Genomic DNA, 18,905 nt, shown 5'->3' on the forward strand with positions numbered 1-18,905 from the left:
TCTCCACACGTTAATCGTGATATTATCCCCGATATACAGTAATGCTGCAAGATGCTAAGGCTCAACTAAAGGGATTGATACATGAGATATTGTCTCCTCATTTTCTGTTTCATTATATCATCCATTACTCATGCCTTAAGCCTAAGACCGGATTCCCCCTCTCGTTATGTTGTGCAACCCGGAGACACCTTATGGAGTATCTCCAGCCGTTTTTTGAATAACCCCTGGGAATGGAAAGCGTTATGGCGCGCAAACCCCCAGATTAAAAATCCCGACAGGTTATATCCTGGTGCCGTTCTCGCTTTAGAGTATTATCAAAACATTCCCTATCTCAGGGTTCTGTCTAACGGAACAATCAAACTTTCCCCCAATATAAGAGTGACACCCCAGGAAGACGCCGTTCCACCAATACCATTAGGCGATATCAAACCTTTTTTGGATGAATCGTTAATTCTGGATGTTAATGTCCTAAACCGAGCACCGTATGTGGTAGCACTCATGAGTGAGCGGATGCTTGGAGGCCAGGGAGATGAAATTTATGTCAGAGGCTTGCATCCCTCCAAAGAAATGCCTCAAGGAGGCACTATAGGATACTCCATCTTCAGGGGAGGGAGAAATTATTTTGATCCAATAACCCATGAATTGTTAGGCTATAAAGCAGTTTTGGTCGGTTATGGAGAATTGGTTGCTGGCGGCGAGCCCGCTACGGTTTTATTGACCAGTATTAATCAGGGCATCAAAATCAATGATAAGGTATTGATTAATAACCACCCTGAATTTGAATTGTATTTCGAACCCGAAACCCCTGCCAGGCAAGTCAGAGGATACATTATTGAAATGCCTGACAATATGCCTGTTGGAAATACACAAGAGGCTGTTGGAGGAGTCATCATCATTAATCTTGGAGAAACCTCCGGGATAAAACCGGGAGATGTTTTGGCTATCTATGGCAAGGAACGTATTGTCAATGATCCCCAAAATCATCTCAGACCTATTACCTTACCGCAAGAACGTCTTGGCGAAGCTATGGTGTTTCGTGTGTTTACAAAAGCAAGTTATGCCCTGATAGTAAGGTCCACGCGTGCTATTCATTTATTAGATACAGTAACGAACCCATGAATAATCTGCAACCCCTCCTCGCCTTAAACAGGATGAAAAAAATTGGCCCCCGAACCGTATTAAAACTGCAAAAAAGATGGCCTGATTTAAACCTTATGTTCCAACTGTCAAATGTTGATCTGGAAGAAGCGGGCTTGCCATCCTGGTTGGCACAAACCATAAAAAATTTTGATCCGGGCTTTATAAAAACTGATTTGAACTGGTTAAGTTCATCAGAAAATCATCATATTTTAACTTGGGACTCCCCCTATTATCCCGCATTGCTCAAAGAAATAGCCGATCCTCCCTTCATTTTATACGCTAAAGGTGAGCTGTCCGCCATGACACAACCCAACCTGGCTATTGTTGGAAGTCGCAATGCTTCTGTAACAGGAAACGAGAATGCCCGCGCATTCTCCAGGGAAATTTCCAGGCATGGGGTAAGCATAGTGAGTGGTTTAGCTTTGGGAATTGATGCTCATGCTCATTTAGGCTGTCTGGAAGGAGGCGGCAAAACGATAGCGGTCTTAGGTACCGGAATTGATTGTATCTATCCGCGCCGGCATTTAAAATTAGCTGAGCAAATTACAGAGAATGGTTTATTATTAAGCGAATTTCCTTTAAAAAGTCCACCAATTGCTGGACATTTTCCACTCAGAAATCGTATAATAAGCGGTCTATCATTATGCATTTTGGTTATCGAGGCAGCAATTAAAAGCGGTTCTTTAATTACAGCAAGAATGGCTCTGGAACAAAACAGAGATGTATTGGCTATTCCCGGATCAATTCATAACCCGTTAGCCAGGGGCTGCCACTACTTATTGCAACAGGGTGCGAAATTAGTAACTTCAGTGGCTGATGTTCTTGATGAGCTAAAAATCGAGCACCATCAGTTCACTTCTAATAAACCAATTTTTTCCCTTGCCAGCGGTAAGGAAAACCTAGTAAAGTTCATTGGTTTTGAAACTACGACTATCGATCAAATCATTGATCGTAGCGGATATGGCATGGAACAAGTCACGAGTGGACTGGCTGAACTAGAATTGAAAGGGGCTGTGATGGCAGTGCCCGGTGGCTATATAAGGTGTGAATATGAAAGATAATTTATTTGAAATGTTATTGAATTTGTTTGAAAAAAGTCTTACTCAACTCCAAAAAAGCCATAAATCCAATGATCAGGACTCCCAAAGTCAATTGCTTGAAGAAGATCTTTTAAGTGCTGAAGAGCAATCATTGTTTATCAAATCTGCTCAAGAAAAATCAACACGTATTTTTACTTACGATGAGCAAATGAAACTGACAAAAGCCAGCTATCAATTTCTAATGCGTATGAAACTATGGAATATCCTTGATATCGATCAATTTGAATCAATAGTAAATCAACTACAATTCTCTGAATCTCGTATTGTAACCTTGCAAGAAACAAAATGGACTATAAGAAATGCTCTGGCATCCTCCTTGAATGAAGAGCAATTAACTTTTCTTGATCTTGTGCTATACCAAACAGAAGATGAATTAACAATTCACTAATTAATGAGTGTACTGATATCAACCCATTCATGAACTGTTAGTGAGCCACACAACCCAAAAGGATAAGGTTTATTTGATATGAGTAAACACTTGGTGATCGTCGAGTCGCCCGCGAAAGCTAAAACAATACAGAAATATTTAGGAAATGACTATGACGTGTTAGCGTCTTATGGTCATGTGCGTGATCTGCCTGCCCGTAAAGGGTCAGTAAACCCTGAAAAACATTTTTCCATGACTTATGTTCCTATTGAAAAAAATGCGAGACACATTGATACGATAGCAAAAACTCTTAAAAAATCAGACTCTCTACTGCTGGCAACTGACCCTGATAGAGAGGGAGAAGCTATCTCGTGGCATATTTTTGAATTAATGAAAGAACGAAACCTATTAAAGGACAAATCAGTTCATCGAATCTTTTTTAATGAAATTACAAAAGCAGCAATCCAGGATGCAATTAATCATCCTCGCTCCATATCCATGGATTTGGTGAATGCTCAACAAGCCCGACGCGCTCTTGATTATCTGGTTGGCTTTAACCTGTCCCCTTTGCTATGGAAAAAGATTCGGCGAGGATTATCGGCCGGGCGAGTACAAAGCCCTGCCCTTAGGTTAATTGTTGAGAGAGAAGAGGAAATTGAACGTTTCATCGCTCAGGAATACTGGAAAATAATCGCAAAATGCGCTCATGCCAGCACCGAATTTGAAGCACGACTGACCCATTATAACGAAGAGAAACTTCAACAGTTTTCAGTCACTCAACAAGAACAAGCCCATGAAATAAAAAAGCAACTGATAGCACAAGCACAAGGCTTTTTAACCGTTGCTCAAATTGATAAAAAACAGCGTAAACGTAAGCCATCTCCCCCCTTTATTACCTCTACCTTGCAACAGGAAGCCGCCAGAAAATTAGGTTTCACCGCACGAAAAACCATGATGGTCGCTCAGCAATTATATGAAGGTATTGATATAGGCACAGGAACGGTGGGTTTAATCACTTACATGCGTACTGATTCAGTCAACCTGGCAAAGGAAGCGATTGACGAAATACGCGACTATATCACACAACGTTATAAGGGGGATAATTGCCCGAATTCTCCCAGAATTTACAAAACTAAATCCAAAAACGCACAGGAAGCACATGAAGCCATTAGACCAACTTCCATCAAAAGAACTCCAGAAATGGTGCAAGGTTCCCTGACAAGCGATCAATTGAAACTCTATAGCTTAATCTGGAAACGCACAGTGGCCTCCCAGATGGCTGATGCCATCCTGGATACGGTGAGCGTGGATTTTAGCTGTGGTAAAGGGAATACCTTCAGAGCCAATGGTTCAACAATAGCCTTCCCTGGCTTCCTTTCTGTCTATGAAGAAGGACGAGATGATTCTAAAGACGAAGACAATGAAGATAAAATTTTACCTGCTTTCAATGTAGGTGAAAAAATAAAAGTATCGGATATTGAAACCAATCAGCATTTTACCGAGCCACCTCCAAGATATTCTGAAGCAACTTTGGTTAAAGCTCTTGAAGAATACGATATAGGCAGACCATCTACTTATGCCTCTATCATTCATACTTTGCAACAGCGTGAATACGTGGTAGTTGAAAAAAAACGTTTTTTGCCCACTGACGTGGGTAGAATTGTCAATCGATTTCTAACCAACTATTTTACTCGCTATGTCGACTATCAGTTTACCGCTGGCCTTGAAGACACCCTGGATGCCATCGCGCGTGGAGAAAAGGATTGGATCCCTGTTCTGGAAGAGTTCTGGCAACCTTTCGTCCAGCAAATTCAGAATATAGATGAACAAGTGCAAAGAAAGGATGTTACTACGGAATTATTAGATGAAAAATGTCCTAAATGTCAAAAGCCATTGTCCATTAGGCTCGGCAAGAGAGGGCGCTTTATTGGCTGCACAGGATATCCAGATTGCGATTACACTCAGGATATAAGCAATCCAGAAGGAGAAAAATCAGAACCTGAAGTCGTGGAAGGCAGAAGCTGCCCTCTGTGTCATGGAGCCTTGCATATTAAAACCGGTCGCTATGGAAAATTTATTGGGTGCAGCAATTATCCTGAATGCAAGCATATGGAACCTTTAGAAAAACCCTCCGATACTGGCGTCACATGCCCTAAATGCAGCCAGGCAAAAATTCTGCAGCGGAAATCAAGAAAAGGGAAAATCTTTTATTCCTGTGGAAATTACCCAAAATGCGATTACGCTCTGTGGAATGAACCGCTTGATTTGCCTTGCCCTAAATGTGCATGGCCAATCTTAACCTTAAAAGAAAGTAAAAAATTTGGTCGTCAAATTCTTTGTCCTCGCGAGGGTTGTGATTACTCTGCCAAGGAAGACTAGGTACTTTGTTACTCCAGTTTTTACACCCTGAGTACCTCAGGCTATTGGATTGCGAATGATCTGTTTGTTTTATTCGCAATCCATTAACCCAACAAATTATCTCAACTCACTAAGGGATTGTTATTCTTCTCTAAGTATAATTTGGCCAAATGATAGGAAGCATAATCGGTGATATGTCCTGAATCGCGAAATACTGGAATACCATTGATATCTACCTTACACATCCCCGACGGACACTGAGCTACTCGTGGGTCAATAATGACCAGTGTCTTGTATTTTCGCTGCATTTTTGCAAACAAATTATCGAACCAAATCTGTTCACTGACATCCAGGTTAAAATCACACCGCTCGGGATTGTATTTTTTATGCAGCTTGATATGCTCAAAAAAACAATTGTAAGGATTTCCCTTAGACAGTGCTATCGATTTGATTAATACAGGTTTCGCTCCTGAAGTGGTAATAAGCTCCAGAGCTTTATCCAAAGCCTTTTCAATGCGCTTTAAAGAAAGCTCTTGAGATCGATTGTCATTCAATTGATTAATAATTCTATCACCAAAATAACCATTCCAGTTTTGGCCTAAAATAACATAATCATAGTGGTTGGTTTTAATCATATTAAAATAGCGATTCGTTTGATCATGGCATTCCTGGTAAATCTTATTTTTAACATTCCAATCAAATTGATATATGTCAGGTAAAGCAAGACAAGCAACCGTTGCATGAGCCAAAATGGATACATTGGCCTCCTTTGCCAACGTATCCATAAATCCCCAATGCTGATTGGAATAAGAATCGCCTATCATAAAGCCGGTTCGACTATCCGAGTTTTTTGCTCCCAGAACGCACTGAGGGTTGACTTCGGTATTTTTGCGCTCCAGACACAAAGGCCTCTGTGGATTTTTGTACTTGTTTAATTCCGCATAAACCTGGATTGCTTCATTGAAGCGATAAGGATAACCCGCATTCTTTTTAATCAGATAATCACTCAAGTGAGTGACAAAAACCGGCATAATTAATAAACAAACCACTGTATAGCTGAACCGGATTCGATGTAATTTTCTTGCTGGTTTTTCAATAAATCGCCAGGAAAGATAAGCGATAATCGATATCAACCCAAAAGTAACCAACAGAACCAAATTGGACTCTTCAATGTTTAAATAGCGAATTAAAGCCAATACAGGCCAATGCCAAATGTACAAGGAATAGGAAATTAATCCTATGAACACCAGAGGTCTTAATGAAAGAGCATAAGTTACTATAGGTTGCGGCTCTTGTTGTCCGGCGGCAATCAGTATGGCCGTTGCAAGGCATAAAATTAAAGTATACCAATTGGGAAAACCTATATTAATGTCATGATGCATTGCAATATAAAACAGCGTCAGAACAGCCAAGACAGTTATAAAATTTAATACATACTTATTGGCTAAAAAGCGTTTACTCCCTGAAGCTGAGGCAACACAGGAACCAATTAAAAATTCAAAGATACGACTGGAAAATTGATAATACGTTTTTGCAGGATTACTCCAAGAGTAATACATGGATAATGCGAAAAAAGTGATGGTTAATAAATAGGTTATCTTGATTCGATGCTGTGGACCAACCAATCGGTAAAGCAAATAGATTCCAACCGGCAAGATAAAATAACATTGCCATTCTACGGATAAAGACCACATATGCAAAAGAGGCAATTGATTGCTATCCGGAGAAAAATAATCGCTCGTGACATTTTTAAAAAACACATTCGATGTAAAAATAGATGTTTTACGGGCACTTTTACTAAAAAGCATCAAGTCATCGGGCAGATAATAAAACAGGGTAACCAAGGTTGTGACTACAATCAAACAAATAAAAACAGGCTGTAATCTCCATAATCGCCTGCTGTAAAAGTCCATAAAAGAAAAACGATTATTTTGCAAAGATTTTTCAATGATACTTGTAATGAGAAAGCCTGAAATGACAAAGAAAACATCAACTCCAATAAACCCTGATGGGAAAAGAGTTAAGCCTCCATGAAAAAATAAAACAAATAAAATAGCAATTGCTCTTAAGCCATCAATATCTGAGCGATAGTTCACACTACAATTTCCATAAAATGATTGTTGATTAATACTAATTACATGCCCACCCTTGCACTTTATTTCTGTACAAAGGTTTGCAAATTGGGAAATTCAGAGTTATATCACAATAATCTTTTTTTAGTGAGAACTATTTTAGTGTGGTTCATTCATCAATTGTTCAATGTAGCGTCTGCAGGTTAACGGTTTATATAAATAATTAATTAAATAGCGAGTTCCACCAGTTCCTGTGATTATCAAAGTACCATAACTTAAAATACTGCCTAAAATGGATTGACGTATGTCTATCGTTTCAATTTTATTCAGGGGGATATCCACCGTTTGCCTTACTATGATACCGGTACGTAAAATAACTTGCTTCCTTTTTATGGTAATGGAAGAAAAATGATAGGTTACCCAGGTAATCAATATCCAGATCAGTGCAAAAAATCCTAAAAAAAGACTCACTTCGCGCAACTGGATGATATAAATATAAATTGCCATCACTAAACCCAATCCAACGAAAGGACCAAAAAATATGATCCAATGCAATCTGGTAAAATAAATGACATTACTTTCTGTAGTATTTTCAGCCATTGATCACCCTTATATACCTCAAAAAAATATGATATTGCACTTAACGTTAATTTGCTATTCTATACATAAATCAACTTACTTTTCGATAGTCTAACTCTTTAATAGATACCTAACAATTAAGACGGACGTTATGAAATCAATCAGTCAATGCCTAAACAAGCAACTCAGTACAATTTGCCAGCATTCTATGCAATTGGAAGAGTTATCTCTTAAAATTTCTGCATTTCTTCCTTCCCATTTCATTTCTAAATGTCAAGTAGGTAGTTTTAATAAAGGGTGTTTGGTTTTAACCACAACCAATGCTGCTTTTGCGTCCGAAATACGTTATTTACTTCCTGAATTACGGGATAAATTAAGAAAAGAAGCCGGCCTTTATCAGCTGTCTTCAATTAAAATTACCATCATTGCTCCCTCCTCTCAAATCGAAAACCCTGCACAAAAAAAATCTCTTACCCTGTCTGAAAAAGCCAAGGCAACCATTATTAGTGAGAGCCAACACTGTACTTATGAGCCACTGAAAAAGGCATTACTGCATTTAGCTCAAAGTGAATAACTCATCAACCATCTCATTTGTATTCTGATTTTTTTTTCACTATAATGCTCAAATATTCAACTAATATGTTAGAGCTTGCTATGCCTAAAATAAATAAAATTGTTAATGGAACAGACCTAACCCCCCATTATCTGAGTGAGCCAAACAAAGAATTTAAAATCTATCGTTATAATAACGAAGTTTATGCTGTTCGTTTTGAGAATGATGAACCCATGGATTATGTTTTAATGTGGAAAAGTCACAAGAGTGAGCATACGCAGAACAGTGAAATGATTAAAAATACTGAAGAGGATTATAAGGAGCTTGGAAAAGGAGAACAAGGAACGGTATATGAGAAAACAGAAGATAAGGCTATGAAAGTATCTCGAGGCAGACATCCAAGAGAATTTTATGAAGAAATTAACCTCCATATTATAGAACAGCAATTTTTCCTTAAATATCATGGCATTCAAGAACACTTTGTTCTAGGACTCTGGAATATCAAAAATGAAGAAAACGTGTATTTCTACATGCCTAAAATCAATGCGATCCCTATTAATAAAAAAATCGACCAGCCCAAAATTGAGGAATTTGTTCTTGCGCTTAAAGAACTTAATGATGCAGGGTACTGGCATCCTGATTTGGCAAATAATCCTTATCATATTAGTCCACAAAATCTGATTGCAACAGAAGAAATGGTAAAGACTATTGATCTTGATGGTGGCTTTCGGTACGACAAGGGAAGAGTTGATGAACTCAGCAGGAAGTCTCTTGTTTATGGTAAAGATCAATGGCTATATGTCTATAATTTCATCTATCCACCCACCGATGAGGAGGATCACAGAATTGATTGGAGAGTCCCTATAGAGAAATGGTATGAAAATAACAGAGACGAATCTTTATCGGATAATCCCCATACGTTGCTTCGATTTTACCATGAGGGACTTATATCATTGCCAAAAAAACTTGCTCATGATCTGCATGAGACAATATTAGAAGAGTTATCTCAGGATAAAAAATTTAAAAAACATTCGCATGAGGTAGGGGTGAATCGCTTTTTTAGCCCGAAAAAACAAGAAATCTATGAGGGTTTAAAGGGTGATGGGCTAAAAAAAGTGATCCTGAAAGAACTTAGAGATTCGTTGGCTGAGATAAGAACAATGGAGCAATTGGAGGAAAAAAAACTGGAGTTTTTAGCTTCCCCAGAAATGCAAATTCTTGCTGAAGGTCAGGATAAGACAACAAAAGCACTGAACTTAAAAACCAGTTCTCGTAAAAAGGTGATGGTAATATTTAAAGAAGCAGAAGAGCGAATACTGAATAGCCCTAATGTAAGCATTTAGGACGTGTCCATTTTAAATTCTGTGAATAGCATGCTTTTATGTGAGTTAGTTTCGGCTTAATTCAAATAACTCTTGAAAAATTAATTAAGCCTTTTTCATGGCAAACTTATAGCGTTTCGACAATTTTTTTAAGTAAAGCTCCATTGATAACTTCCCCATAAAAATGGAGCCTCACTATTTCCTTCTTTCGCTAACATTTCTTTTGAGGCAATTCGCCCATCATCGATATTGGCTTCCAATCGATTAAGGTGCATTATAATCAAATTAATACAATATATTTAAATCCTTCTTAAGGTGATCATGCTGAAACAAATTGTGCTAACCGGCCTAGTTATTATAGGGATTGTCATTACGCTAATGTACTTATTTCAGCGTCACCTCATTTATTTCCCTAATAGACATACCCCAAAGTTGGAAGATTACAATGCATCGGATATGAAAGTAGTTTCCTTACGTACAAAAGATAATTTACATTTAAAATCCTGGTATAAACCTGCAAGCAAGCATCGCCCTACAATACTCTATTTGCATGGGAATGCAGGCCATATTGGTTACAGAATGCCTTTGGTTCGTGAATTTATTGACGCTGGTTTAGGCGTATTTTTATTAGAATATCGTGGTTATGGAGGCAATCCGGGCAAACCTGGCGAGAAAGGTCTTTATGAAGATGGAGAAACAGCCATTGAATTTTTAATTCAACATGGTGTGCCATCAAAGCGCGTGATTCTATATGGGGAATCCATAGGTACCGGCGTAGCAACTCACCTTGCCACAAAATACCCGGTTTGTGCGGTTATACTTCAATCACCCTTTACATCACTAACCAGGCTTGCCCAGTATCACTACCCATTGAACTTCCTTAAACCCTGGGATCAATATAATTCACTTGCCCGTATGAAAAAAATTAATGCCCCCATTCTGGTTTTGCATGGAAAACTGGATCAGATAGTACCGTATCAAGAGGGCTTAAATGTTTTTAATGAAGCCAATGAACCTAAAAAAATGGTTTCTTTTGACGACAAAGAACATAATGATTTGTGGAGCGCTGATAATTTTTCGAGGGAAATTATTCAATTTGCTTTAAACCAGTGTTCCTAACTTTTGTGGATAGTTCATTGTTAAAGTATTTTCATCATCAACACTATTATTGAACTTAATCATCCATTTCCGCAAAGGCGATTGAAAATCTCCTTTCAACCCACTCCTTATTGAGGTACTGAAAGCAATCTTGCAGATAATCGGCCAATTCCTCTTCATCCAAGACATGCTCAAAACCTACAGGTTCAACGTCATGATGAAAGTATTCGCCGAAGTACTTCATTGAAAAATCAATATAATCCCGAGTATGCAAAATAAAAGAATGCCACATCTCGTCGAGGATCAATAATGGTCCAAAAAGATAGGTTTTTTTCCCCCGCAACCTTCTTTGCTTATTAAGCCACATCCAGGCTAATAAATCCTCAAAGAGAAATAGCCCTTCTTGTATGGAATATTCTGGATGAGAATAGCAAAAATGAGTCACTATTTTTTCATTTTTATAGTGAAGTAATTCAGAAAGAGAAAAACTCATTAACGTCCACAACAAGTTTTTTTATTACTTGGTTTCTGAGTAATGAATCTAATTATTCTACAAATCATTTCTTCTTTAGCCATAATTGTCTCTTATTGTTAAAATCATTCAAGTTTAACCCAATGTTTGTAAAGGGCGCAACTGAATGTTTTTATTTTCATCAATCAGTATCATATGTTGTGGTGGCACATCTTCCCATCCTTCATCCAAATCATTTAGCCTTTCAGAAGAGACTACAACATAAGCTGGATTACCTTCTTCTTTTATCCATAACCCTTGAGTAGATAATACATACCCAATCAAATAATGCAGCGTCAAAGGTTTTTTCTTCTCATGACTGCAATAGCGGGTAGCGATAATCTTTTTACCATTTGTAAGACAAATATTAAAATAGGAAGGTCCACTATGGCCAAATTGTCCTATTACTTCCAATATTTTGTTAATAGTTTCTTGCAGCACATCAGCAGCCACCGATAGTTGAGTAATGTCTCTTCCTTTTGCTAATTGCAAAAACAAACCAAACAAATGCTCAGAATCTGTTTGACCTTTAACCCAATGGTAAATGTCATCATCCAACAAATGCCTTATATGCCTTTTCACATCAATAAAATCATTAATTTCCCCATTATGCATTAACATCCAATCGCCATAAATAAAGGGATGGCAGTTATAATTGGTTACTCCTCCTGCACTGGCAGAGCGAACATGAGCAAAAAAACAAGGAGACTGAATTTTTGCTGTTAAGTGTAAAAGATTTCTATCGTTCCAGGCTGGATAAACGGAGGTGAACAAAGCAGGATCAGAGCTAACTTCTGGTGAATACCATCCCAAACCAAAACCATCTCCATTGGTTCGATATTTGGTTTCGCGCGCATGCAGACTTTGCATGATGATTGAATTCTTAGGTCTTACCAACACATTTTCCAATAGCGTAGGGCGTCCCAAATAAGCAACGAATCGACACATAACAGCCTCCCTCATTGAGTGATTCGAATAGCAAACTCTAATTAATTAACTAACTTCCAACTTTCTATTACTCATATCCCTAAATCTGTAATCCATTCGGCTGTCATTGCGCGTTTTTATAAGGTACCCGGAATCACTGCAAATCAACTCACTTTACCATATGATGCAACGATTCTTACTTATCATAGGGCTACCATTTGGAATATTAAATGCCTCTTGAAATTGAGGCATATTTGCCAAGCTACCATTGACTCTGTATACAGCAGGCGGATGTGGATCTGTTGTCACTTGATTACGAAGTTGCTCCGGCCTGACATTCATAGCCCAAACATGAGCTGTTCCTAAGAAAAATTGTTGATCAGGGGTAATTCCTTCTATCGTTTTAGCATTCTTGTACTCTTTTGAACGCTGAAACGCTTTATATGCCAAGATCATTCCGCCCAGATCTGCAGTTGCTTCGCCAACAACCAATTGTCCCTGTACATGCAGATCGCCATCTACTACATATTTTGAGAATTGATCAGCAATGCATTGTGTCGCATTTTTGAATTTTGATAAATCATTTGGCGCCCACCAATTTTTCAAATTTCCATAACCATCAAATTGAGCACCTTGATCATCAAATCCATGCGTCATTTCATGACCTATAACATACCCTATTGCTCCATAATTTATGGCAGTCGGAGCCTTTGGATCAAAAAAGGGAGATTGTAATATACCTGCGGGTATATTGAGGTTATTCATTGAAGGATCATAATACGCGTTGATCGTTTGAGGTGTCATCGCCCATTCACTTCTATCTACAGGTTTACCAATTTTGTCGAGATCTCGATTGATCAAGAATTCGTTTGCTCTGATAACATTCAATACGTAGGGGCCGCGATCTATTTTCAAGCTGGAATAATCCCACCATTTGGTGGGATAACCAACTCGTTCTTCCATTAAATCTAGCTTTTTCAATGCCGCATCACGAGTCTTGGGTGACATCCAGCTTAAAGTTTTTATATCTTCTTGTAATACTGCTCTGATATTTTTTAGTATATCCAAGACCTTTTGTTTGGATTCAGGAGAAAAATATTTCTCTACATACAATTCTCCGATTGCAAATCCCAATGCACCGTTTTCAGTGTTAACTACTCTTTTCCACCTTGGTAATAGTTTTTGTGTACCAGTTAATGCAGAAACCATCTTAAAATTCTGATCGACAAACGGTTTGGATAAATAAGGAGCGAATGCATCTATTAAATGCCAACGCAGATAAATTTTCCATTCATCCAAACTAACTGACTGTAATAATTCATTCATCGCTTTGAAGAAATCAGGCATAGCAAAATTGATTTTTTTAATTTTGCCCTGACCTCTAGCGCTCAAGTATTGAGACCAGGAAAAATTAGGTGTCAATTTATCCAATTCAGTAATGGTCATCATATGATAAATGGCGTGTGGATCTCGTTGCTCCACTTGTGACATGGACGCTTTAGCCAATTGAGTTTCAATATCCATTACAATTTTAGCTTCTTTTGCCGCCATTTCAGGACTGTCACCCAATAGCCCAAACATTTTAGTAAGATGGTTAACATAAGCTTCTCTTACCTGTTTAAATTTAGCTTCTTTTTTAAGATAATAATCTCTGTCTGGGAGTCCCAATCCCCCTTGCATAACAGCACCTATCATGGAAGTGCTGTCCTTAAAATCTTGCATGCTGCCAAAATTAAACAAAGGCCCTACACCTATTTTGTGCAGATGGGCAATTTCAGCCTGTAAATCTTTGAGATTCTTAATTTCTTCTATTTTAGTGAATTCTGGTTTTAGAGGCGTGATACCTGACTTATCAATGCTATCAACATCCATACCGCTAAAATAAAAATCCCCCACTTTCTGCTCAATACTTCCAGGTTTAGCATGAGTATTCTTGGATGCATTGATTAACATCTGATGAATAATATTTTGTACTTTCTCATTTACAACATAAAAACTTCCCCAGGAAGCATAATCAGCGGGTATTGGGTTATTCTTTTTCCAATTGCCATTGGCATAGGTATAAAAATCCACAGCTGGTGACACACTGGTATCACGCCAGTCAAGATGAAGAAGATCGTTTGTATTATTATCGGAAAAATTGGAGTTGGAAGAAAATACTATAAAACTGGATAACATCGTAACAATACAAGTTGCAATCTTAAATTTCATCCTGATATTCCCCTTAATTTGAGCTTTATATAAATTTCTAAAGAAGGAAACTGCTTAGGCCATTATATTTAGTATAGATAATGCCTATAAAATGATAATAGTGAAAATGAATATTCTCACTACGTGGATATGATGTATTTCTGTCAGGCTTCAACAGGATAATATTCAGGGTGAACCGCGGGCAGATAATTTTCTGTATCAAAATAGGTATATTCCCAAGCATCCTGCCTTACCATTAATTCACGCAACAATCTGTTGTTTAATTCGTGACCAGATTTATATCCTTCAAATGCGCCAATTAAACTGGAACCCAATAAATAAAGATCACCGATAGCATCTAATACTTTATGAGTAACAAATTCTGATTCGAAGCGGAGACCATCTTCATTAAGGACACGATAATCATCTACTACAATAGCATTATCTAGACTACCGCCTTTTGCCAGGTCGCACTCTCTCAATTTTTCATAATCTGAAAGAAAACCAAAAGTTCTCGCCCTACAAACTTCTTTGACATACGATGTTCCAGAAAAATCAAAGCTTACTGTTTGTGGTCTATCATTAAAAACCGGGTGCTCAAAACCTATGGTAAATGTTATTTTATATCCTTTATGAGGAAGGAACTGAACATACTTTCCATTTTCTTCGACTCGTATAGGTTTAAGAATTCGGATATATCTTTTTGCTGCATTTTGCTCTCTTATACCCGCTGATTGAATTAAAAATACAAATGGGGCGGCACTTCCATCCATAATTGGAATCTCTGGGGCATTGACATCTATATAGGCGTTATCAATTCCTAACCCGGCCAGGGCGGATAATAAATGCTCCACCGTTGCAATTTTCACCTTGCCATGATGAAGGGTGGTGCAAAGCATGGTATCTCCGACGTATTCGTAGGAGGCAGGTATTTCGACAACTGGTGACAAATCGACGCGTCTAAAAACGATACCTGTGTTTACAGGAGCTGGTCTTAAGGTTAAAAGCACTTTCTCACCGGAATGTAATCCAACACCAGTAGCCTGGATTACCTTTTTAGGAGTTCTTTGTTTTATCATTCAGTGCTCACCTTTCTCTCTTATATTTATTTTGCACGCAAAAACCTTAAGATCTTAGCAACAATTTATTGATTAGTCTAATTTTTTTAATTTCAATTAATGCGGTTTTGGAAACCAAATACAAAAATTGCAAAAAATAACCACACGAATCAATTCATGAGATACTCAAGAAAGAACGTTTGTATCCATCAAATACATCCTTGTTTTCAAACACATCCTCTCTCAAGATATCCCGTTAAAAATGCTTCTATGCTTCTTCTTGCCTACGTAAAAACGCCGGTATGTCCAGGTAATCCACATCAGGAACACTCTCATTACCATTATTAGTTTGCTTTGTAGCTGTTGTTGCAGTACCAGTCTGAGCCTGCTTACGAATCACCGCCGGTCTCTCCAATTGTTGATAATCAAGAGACCCATCGCTTCTTGTCGTTTCAACCAGGCGTGCTCTAAGAGGTTGTTGTGGCTGTTGCTGACGCTGTCTATTATCACCTAAACCAGTCACAATCACAGTTACTCTCATCTCGTCAGTCATTTCAGGATCAATAACAGTTCCAACAACTACAGTGGCATCATCAGAAATGAATTCTTTAACCACGTCACCCACTTCTTCAAATTCACCAATAGACATATCAAGGCCTGCGGTGATATTCACTAAGATTCCGCGAGCGCCGGAGAAATTCACATCCTCCAATAAAGGAGATGCAATCGCTGCTTCGGCCGCTTGACGTGCCCTTTGCTCACCAACTGCGCTTCCTGTTCCCATCATGGCCATTCCCATTTCTGACATCACCGTACGCACATCCGCAAAATCAACGTTGATCAAACCAGGGCGGGTAATTAAATCAGAAATACCTTTCACAGCACCAAGCAACACATTATTTGCAGCTTTGAACGCATTGAGCAAACTAATATTTTTTCCTAAAACACTTAATAATTTATTATTAGGAATAGTAATTAACGAATCCACGTGCTCAGCCAAGCGTCGAATACCTTCCTCAGCAGCAAGCGCCCTTTGTTTTCCTTCAAAAGAAAATGGTTTAGTTACCACAGCGACCGTTAAAATACCTAATTCCTTAGCAATTTCAGCAAAAACAGGCGCAGCTCCTGTCCCTGTTCCTCCGCCCATTCCGGCTGTAATAAAGACCATATCTGCACCACTAAGAATCTCTTTAATGTGCTCTCTGTCTTCTTCTGCTGCTTCTCTTCCAATTTGTGGATTAGCACCTGCCCCCAAGCCCTTGGTCAATGCATCACCCAATTGAATGTGTATTTTGGCACTGGAACCTCTTAAAGCTTGTGCATCGGTATTCGCACAAATAAATTCCACACCATCAATATTTTCAGCGACCATATGTTCGACAGCGTTACCACCGCCACCACCAACACCTACAACCTTGATGACAGCATTATTTTCTTGCTGGCTGCTTTCCATTAATTCAAACATAACCCTGTCTCCCCTAATGTGCTGCTTTTTTCTTATTAAATAAATTAAACAGTTTTGAACTTATCGCATTTGACACTTTACAAGACAAAAATCTGCATTTGTTGTCATGCAAAATATCATGCAACCCCATATCTCAATTTCTATCCATACCAGGAACATTTTTAAGCATCATATCAGTGTTTTTACATGAAAAGCTAAAAATTTCCTTGAAACCATTCTTTCATGCGTGACCAAATGCTTTTACCATTATCATTCATTGCTGGCACATTATAGCCACTTTCATATTGCTGTTGAAAGCCATGAAGCAGTAAACCAACCCCTGTTGCAAACGAAGGATTTTCTGTCGCTTCTGTCAAACCGGAGACATAATGCGCACATCCTTTTCTGACTGGCATTTCAAAACAAAGTTCGGCCAACTCAATTGCTCCTCTTACATTGGAAGCTCCACCTGTTAGAACAATACCAGCAGCCAAACGGTCTTCAAACCCGCTTCGGCGTAATTCATTACGTACCAGTGAAAATAGTTCCTCATATCGAGCTGAAACGACATCTGCCAAAGCTTTGGCCGAGATTTTTCGCCCAGGTCTATCATTGACACTGGTAACTTCTAACATTTGGTTTGGATTGGCTAATTCTGGTAATGCACAAGCATGATTGACCTTAATTGCTTCTGCCGCCTTGGTTGGCGTACGCAAGGCCATTGCAATATCATTTGTCACTTGATCGCCTGCAATCGGTATGACTGAGGTATGCTGGATAGCTCCCTCACAAAATATCGCAATGTCAGTAGTGCCGCCACCTATGTCAATTAAACAAACCCCAAGCTCTTTTTCATCCTCAGTAAGAACAGCATGGCTTGAAGCTAATTGCTCCAGAATAATATCAATCACATCCAAACCACAGCGCCTGACACACTTCACAATATTTTGGGCAGCACTGACAGAACCAGTAACAATATGAACCCGAGATTCCAGCCTTACACCAGCCATACCTATCGGTTCACGAATACTGCCTTGATGATCAATGATAAATTCTTGCGGTAATATATGAAGTATTTTTTGATCAGCAGGGATTGCCACGGCCTTTGCTGCATCGATAACCCTTTCCACATCGGCTTGAGATACTTCCTGATCACGGATGGCCACAATACCATGGGAATTAAGGCTACGTATATGGCTGCCAGCAATGCCTGCGTAAACAGTCCTCACCTCACAACCAGCCATTAATTCGGCTTCTTGTACAGCACGTTGGATTGAATTGACTGTGGTTTCTATATCAACTACAACTCCTCGCTTTAATCCGCGAGAGGGATGACGGCCAATACCTATAATTTCTATCGTTCCATCTGATGTTACTTCACCAATTAATGCAATAATTTTTGAAGTTCCAATATCCAACCCTGTGATAATATTTTTTTCTATTTTTTTAGCCATTATCGTCCCATTTGTTGTTTCCACTGCACTGCCATGCCACGTGGATAACGCAGGTCCACGCCAGCCAACTGATCTGCTTTTTCAGCAAAAACAGCAGGGTATGCTTTACAAAAACGCAGCAACCGCTCTTCTAACTCTTTCTTTCCCAAGTATATTTTTACACTATGATTAAGCAGCAACACCCAGGATTGATTATCTCTTAAATACAAGCCTGAAGCATTTAAACCGTATGATGATAATATCTTACTCAATTTTTCATAAACTTGTAAGACTTCTAATTGCTGAGATTGCGGACCCTTTAATTTGGGAATATCCAAATCAGATGGAACAGAACCCTGATTGAACAACTTTCCATCCCTTGTCATTAGAGCATCACCCCAAATCGCTACAGGCTTTTTTTCAGTGAGTTTAATTTTCAATGTATCTGGCCAAACTCTTTCTACATAGGCAGTATCAATCCAACTCATTGAATTCAATTCACTTTGCAATCCTTTTACTGATAATAAAAAGAAACTGGCATCCAGATATTTAGCTAACACATTCTCCAATTCTTTATGTGTTATATGTTCATACGTCGCTGCAACTTTGATCGTTGTAATTGGAAAACGCTCTGCATCAGCAAGATATAAATAGCCTAAGCGACCCGCTAGCAGCAAAGCACTAAGAATTAACAAACCCATTATCGTTAAATAACGCAAGCCGACAGAGTTCACTTCCATAATTTAGTGTTCC

At 38.6% G+C, this 18,905-nt stretch carries 17 protein-coding genes; 7 read left to right on the forward strand and 10 right to left on the reverse strand.

Going from position 1 to position 18,905, the window contains the following annotated elements:
* Positions 1–81: 81 nt before the first annotated feature.
* From LPG_RS13105 to topA, 4 genes are all read left to right on the forward strand, one after another.
* Positions 82–1,119 (forward strand): LysM peptidoglycan-binding domain-containing protein, encoded by a 1,038-nt coding sequence (locus LPG_RS13105; RefSeq protein WP_010948296.1) that lies wholly within the window; start codon positions 82–84, stop codon positions 1,117–1,119.
* Positions 1,116–2,201: a DNA-processing protein DprA gene (gene dprA / locus LPG_RS13110; protein WP_010948297.1), complete on the forward strand. Its 1,086-nt coding sequence runs from the start codon at positions 1,116–1,118 to the stop codon at positions 2,199–2,201. Before LPG_RS13105 ends, dprA begins: the two co-directional genes overlap by 4 nt.
* Positions 2,191–2,628: a DUF494 family protein gene (locus LPG_RS13115; RefSeq protein WP_015444006.1), complete on the forward strand. Its 438-nt coding sequence runs from the start codon at positions 2,191–2,193 to the stop codon at positions 2,626–2,628. Before dprA ends, LPG_RS13115 begins: the two co-directional genes overlap by 11 nt.
* A gap of 78 nt (positions 2,629–2,706) precedes the next feature.
* A complete protein-coding gene (gene topA / locus LPG_RS13120) occupies positions 2,707–4,986 on the forward strand; it encodes a type I DNA topoisomerase (RefSeq protein ID WP_010948299.1) in 2,280 nt (759 codons plus the stop codon).
* A gap of 101 nt (positions 4,987–5,087) precedes the next feature.
* Here the strand turns inward: topA and LPG_RS13125 are convergent, their stop codons facing one another.
* Together LPG_RS13125 and LPG_RS13130 are read right to left on the reverse strand one after the other, a co-directional pair.
* Entirely contained in the window at positions 5,088–7,061 is a 1,974-nt protein-coding gene (locus tag LPG_RS13125) for an acyltransferase family protein (protein ID WP_010948300.1), read from the reverse strand.
* A 135-nt stretch (positions 7,062–7,196) separates the two neighbouring features.
* The gene (locus LPG_RS13130; RefSeq protein WP_010948301.1) at positions 7,197–7,637 is read right to left on the reverse strand and encodes a PH domain-containing protein; all 441 of its coding nucleotides are present in this window, start codon (positions 7,635–7,637) and stop codon (positions 7,197–7,199) included.
* 130 nt (positions 7,638–7,767) lie between these two features.
* Here LPG_RS13130 and LPG_RS13135 point away from each other — a divergent pair, with 130 nt between their 5' ends.
* Together LPG_RS13135 and lem28 are read left to right on the forward strand one after the other, a co-directional pair.
* Positions 7,768–8,190 carry a DUF721 domain-containing protein gene (locus LPG_RS13135; RefSeq protein ID WP_010948302.1) on the forward strand — a complete coding sequence of 141 codons (423 nt, stop codon included), beginning with the start codon at positions 7,768–7,770 and terminating at the stop codon, positions 8,188–8,190.
* 17 nt (positions 8,191–8,207) lie between these two features.
* Positions 8,208–9,512, forward strand: a complete 1,305-nt coding sequence (lem28, locus tag LPG_RS13140) for a Dot/Icm T4SS effector Lem28 (RefSeq protein ID WP_010948303.1) — start codon at positions 8,208–8,210, stop codon at positions 9,510–9,512.
* A 128-nt stretch (positions 9,513–9,640) separates the two neighbouring features.
* On the opposite strand, the gene LPG_RS15450 is transcribed toward lem28, so the two are convergent.
* Positions 9,641–9,766 carry a hypothetical protein gene (locus LPG_RS15450; protein ID WP_015444003.1) on the reverse strand — a complete coding sequence of 42 codons (126 nt, stop codon included), beginning with the start codon at positions 9,764–9,766 and terminating at the stop codon, positions 9,641–9,643.
* A 46-nt stretch (positions 9,767–9,812) separates the two neighbouring features.
* Here LPG_RS15450 and LPG_RS13145 point away from each other — a divergent pair, with 46 nt between their 5' ends.
* A complete protein-coding gene (locus LPG_RS13145) occupies positions 9,813–10,610 on the forward strand; it encodes an alpha/beta hydrolase (RefSeq protein ID WP_015444002.1) in 798 nt (265 codons plus the stop codon).
* Positions 10,611–10,665: 55 nt separating this feature from the next.
* On the opposite strand, the gene LPG_RS13150 is transcribed toward LPG_RS13145, so the two are convergent.
* The 7 genes from LPG_RS13150 to LPG_RS13180 form a co-directional block, all read right to left on the reverse strand.
* A complete protein-coding gene (locus tag LPG_RS13150; protein WP_010948305.1) occupies positions 10,666–11,082 on the reverse strand; it encodes a hypothetical protein in 417 nt (138 codons plus the stop codon).
* Positions 11,083–11,196: 114 nt separating this feature from the next.
* The gene (locus tag LPG_RS13155; protein WP_015444000.1) at positions 11,197–12,048 is read right to left on the reverse strand and encodes a class II glutamine amidotransferase; all 852 of its coding nucleotides are present in this window, start codon (positions 12,046–12,048) and stop codon (positions 11,197–11,199) included.
* Positions 12,049–12,201: 153 nt separating this feature from the next.
* Positions 12,202–14,238, reverse strand: a complete 2,037-nt coding sequence (locus LPG_RS13160) for a M13 family metallopeptidase (RefSeq protein WP_010948307.1) — start codon at positions 14,236–14,238, stop codon at positions 12,202–12,204.
* Between the two features lie 143 nt (positions 14,239–14,381).
* Entirely contained in the window at positions 14,382–15,296 is a 915-nt protein-coding gene (gene lpxC / locus LPG_RS13165; RefSeq protein WP_010948308.1) for a UDP-3-O-acyl-N-acetylglucosamine deacetylase, read from the reverse strand.
* Positions 15,297–15,543: 247 nt separating this feature from the next.
* Positions 15,544–16,740, reverse strand: coding sequence for a cell division protein FtsZ (gene ftsZ, locus LPG_RS13170; protein WP_010948309.1), 1,197 nt, complete (start codon positions 16,738–16,740; stop codon positions 15,544–15,546).
* Between the two features lie 194 nt (positions 16,741–16,934).
* Positions 16,935–18,173, reverse strand: a complete 1,239-nt coding sequence (gene ftsA / locus LPG_RS13175; RefSeq protein WP_011216485.1) for a cell division protein FtsA — start codon at positions 18,171–18,173, stop codon at positions 16,935–16,937.
* Positions 18,173–18,892, reverse strand: coding sequence for a cell division protein FtsQ/DivIB (locus LPG_RS13180; RefSeq protein WP_010948311.1), 720 nt, complete (start codon positions 18,890–18,892; stop codon positions 18,173–18,175). The genes ftsA and LPG_RS13180 overlap by 1 nt, the downstream gene beginning before the upstream one ends.
* Positions 18,893–18,905: the final 13 nt, after the last annotated feature.

The sequence above is a fragment of the Legionella pneumophila subsp. pneumophila str. Philadelphia 1 genome (assembly GCF_000008485.1).
In the GTDB taxonomy this organism is placed as follows: Bacteria; Pseudomonadota; Gammaproteobacteria; order Legionellales; family Legionellaceae; genus Legionella; species Legionella pneumophila.

Bases quoted from the DNA above. Each gene is read 5' to 3' on its own strand.
- topA (WP_010948299.1), top strand. From the start codon at position 2,707: ATGAGTAAACACTTGGTGATCGTCGAGTCGCCCGCGAAAGCTAAAACA.
- lpxC (WP_010948308.1), bottom strand. From the start codon at position 15,296: ATGATAAAACAAAGAACTCCTAAAAAGGTAATCCAGGCTACTGGTGTT.
- LPG_RS15450 (WP_015444003.1), bottom strand. From the start codon at position 9,766: ATGCACCTTAATCGATTGGAAGCCAATATCGATGATGGGCGAATTGCC.
- LPG_RS13135 (WP_010948302.1), top strand. From the start codon at position 7,768: ATGAAATCAATCAGTCAATGCCTAAACAAGCAACTCAGTACAATTTGC.
- LPG_RS13180 (WP_010948311.1), bottom strand. From the start codon at position 18,892: ATGGAAGTGAACTCTGTCGGCTTGCGTTATTTAACGATAATGGGTTTG.
- LPG_RS13105 (WP_010948296.1), top strand. From the start codon at position 82: ATGAGATATTGTCTCCTCATTTTCTGTTTCATTATATCATCCATTACT.
- LPG_RS13155 (WP_015444000.1), bottom strand. From the start codon at position 12,048: ATGTGTCGATTCGTTGCTTATTTGGGACGCCCTACGCTATTGGAAAAT.
- LPG_RS13160 (WP_010948307.1), bottom strand. From the start codon at position 14,238: ATGAAATTTAAGATTGCAACTTGTATTGTTACGATGTTATCCAGTTTT.
- LPG_RS13130 (WP_010948301.1), bottom strand. From the start codon at position 7,637: ATGGCTGAAAATACTACAGAAAGTAATGTCATTTATTTTACCAGATTG.
- ftsA (WP_011216485.1), bottom strand. From the start codon at position 18,173: ATGGCTAAAAAAATAGAAAAAAATATTATCACAGGGTTGGATATTGGA.
- LPG_RS13145 (WP_015444002.1), top strand. From the start codon at position 9,813: ATGCTGAAACAAATTGTGCTAACCGGCCTAGTTATTATAGGGATTGTC.
- dprA (WP_010948297.1), top strand. From the start codon at position 1,116: ATGAATAATCTGCAACCCCTCCTCGCCTTAAACAGGATGAAAAAAATT.
- LPG_RS13150 (WP_010948305.1), bottom strand. From the start codon at position 11,082: ATGAGTTTTTCTCTTTCTGAATTACTTCACTATAAAAATGAAAAAATA.
- LPG_RS13115 (WP_015444006.1), top strand. From the start codon at position 2,191: ATGAAAGATAATTTATTTGAAATGTTATTGAATTTGTTTGAAAAAAGT.
- ftsZ (WP_010948309.1), bottom strand. From the start codon at position 16,740: ATGTTTGAATTAATGGAAAGCAGCCAGCAAGAAAATAATGCTGTCATC.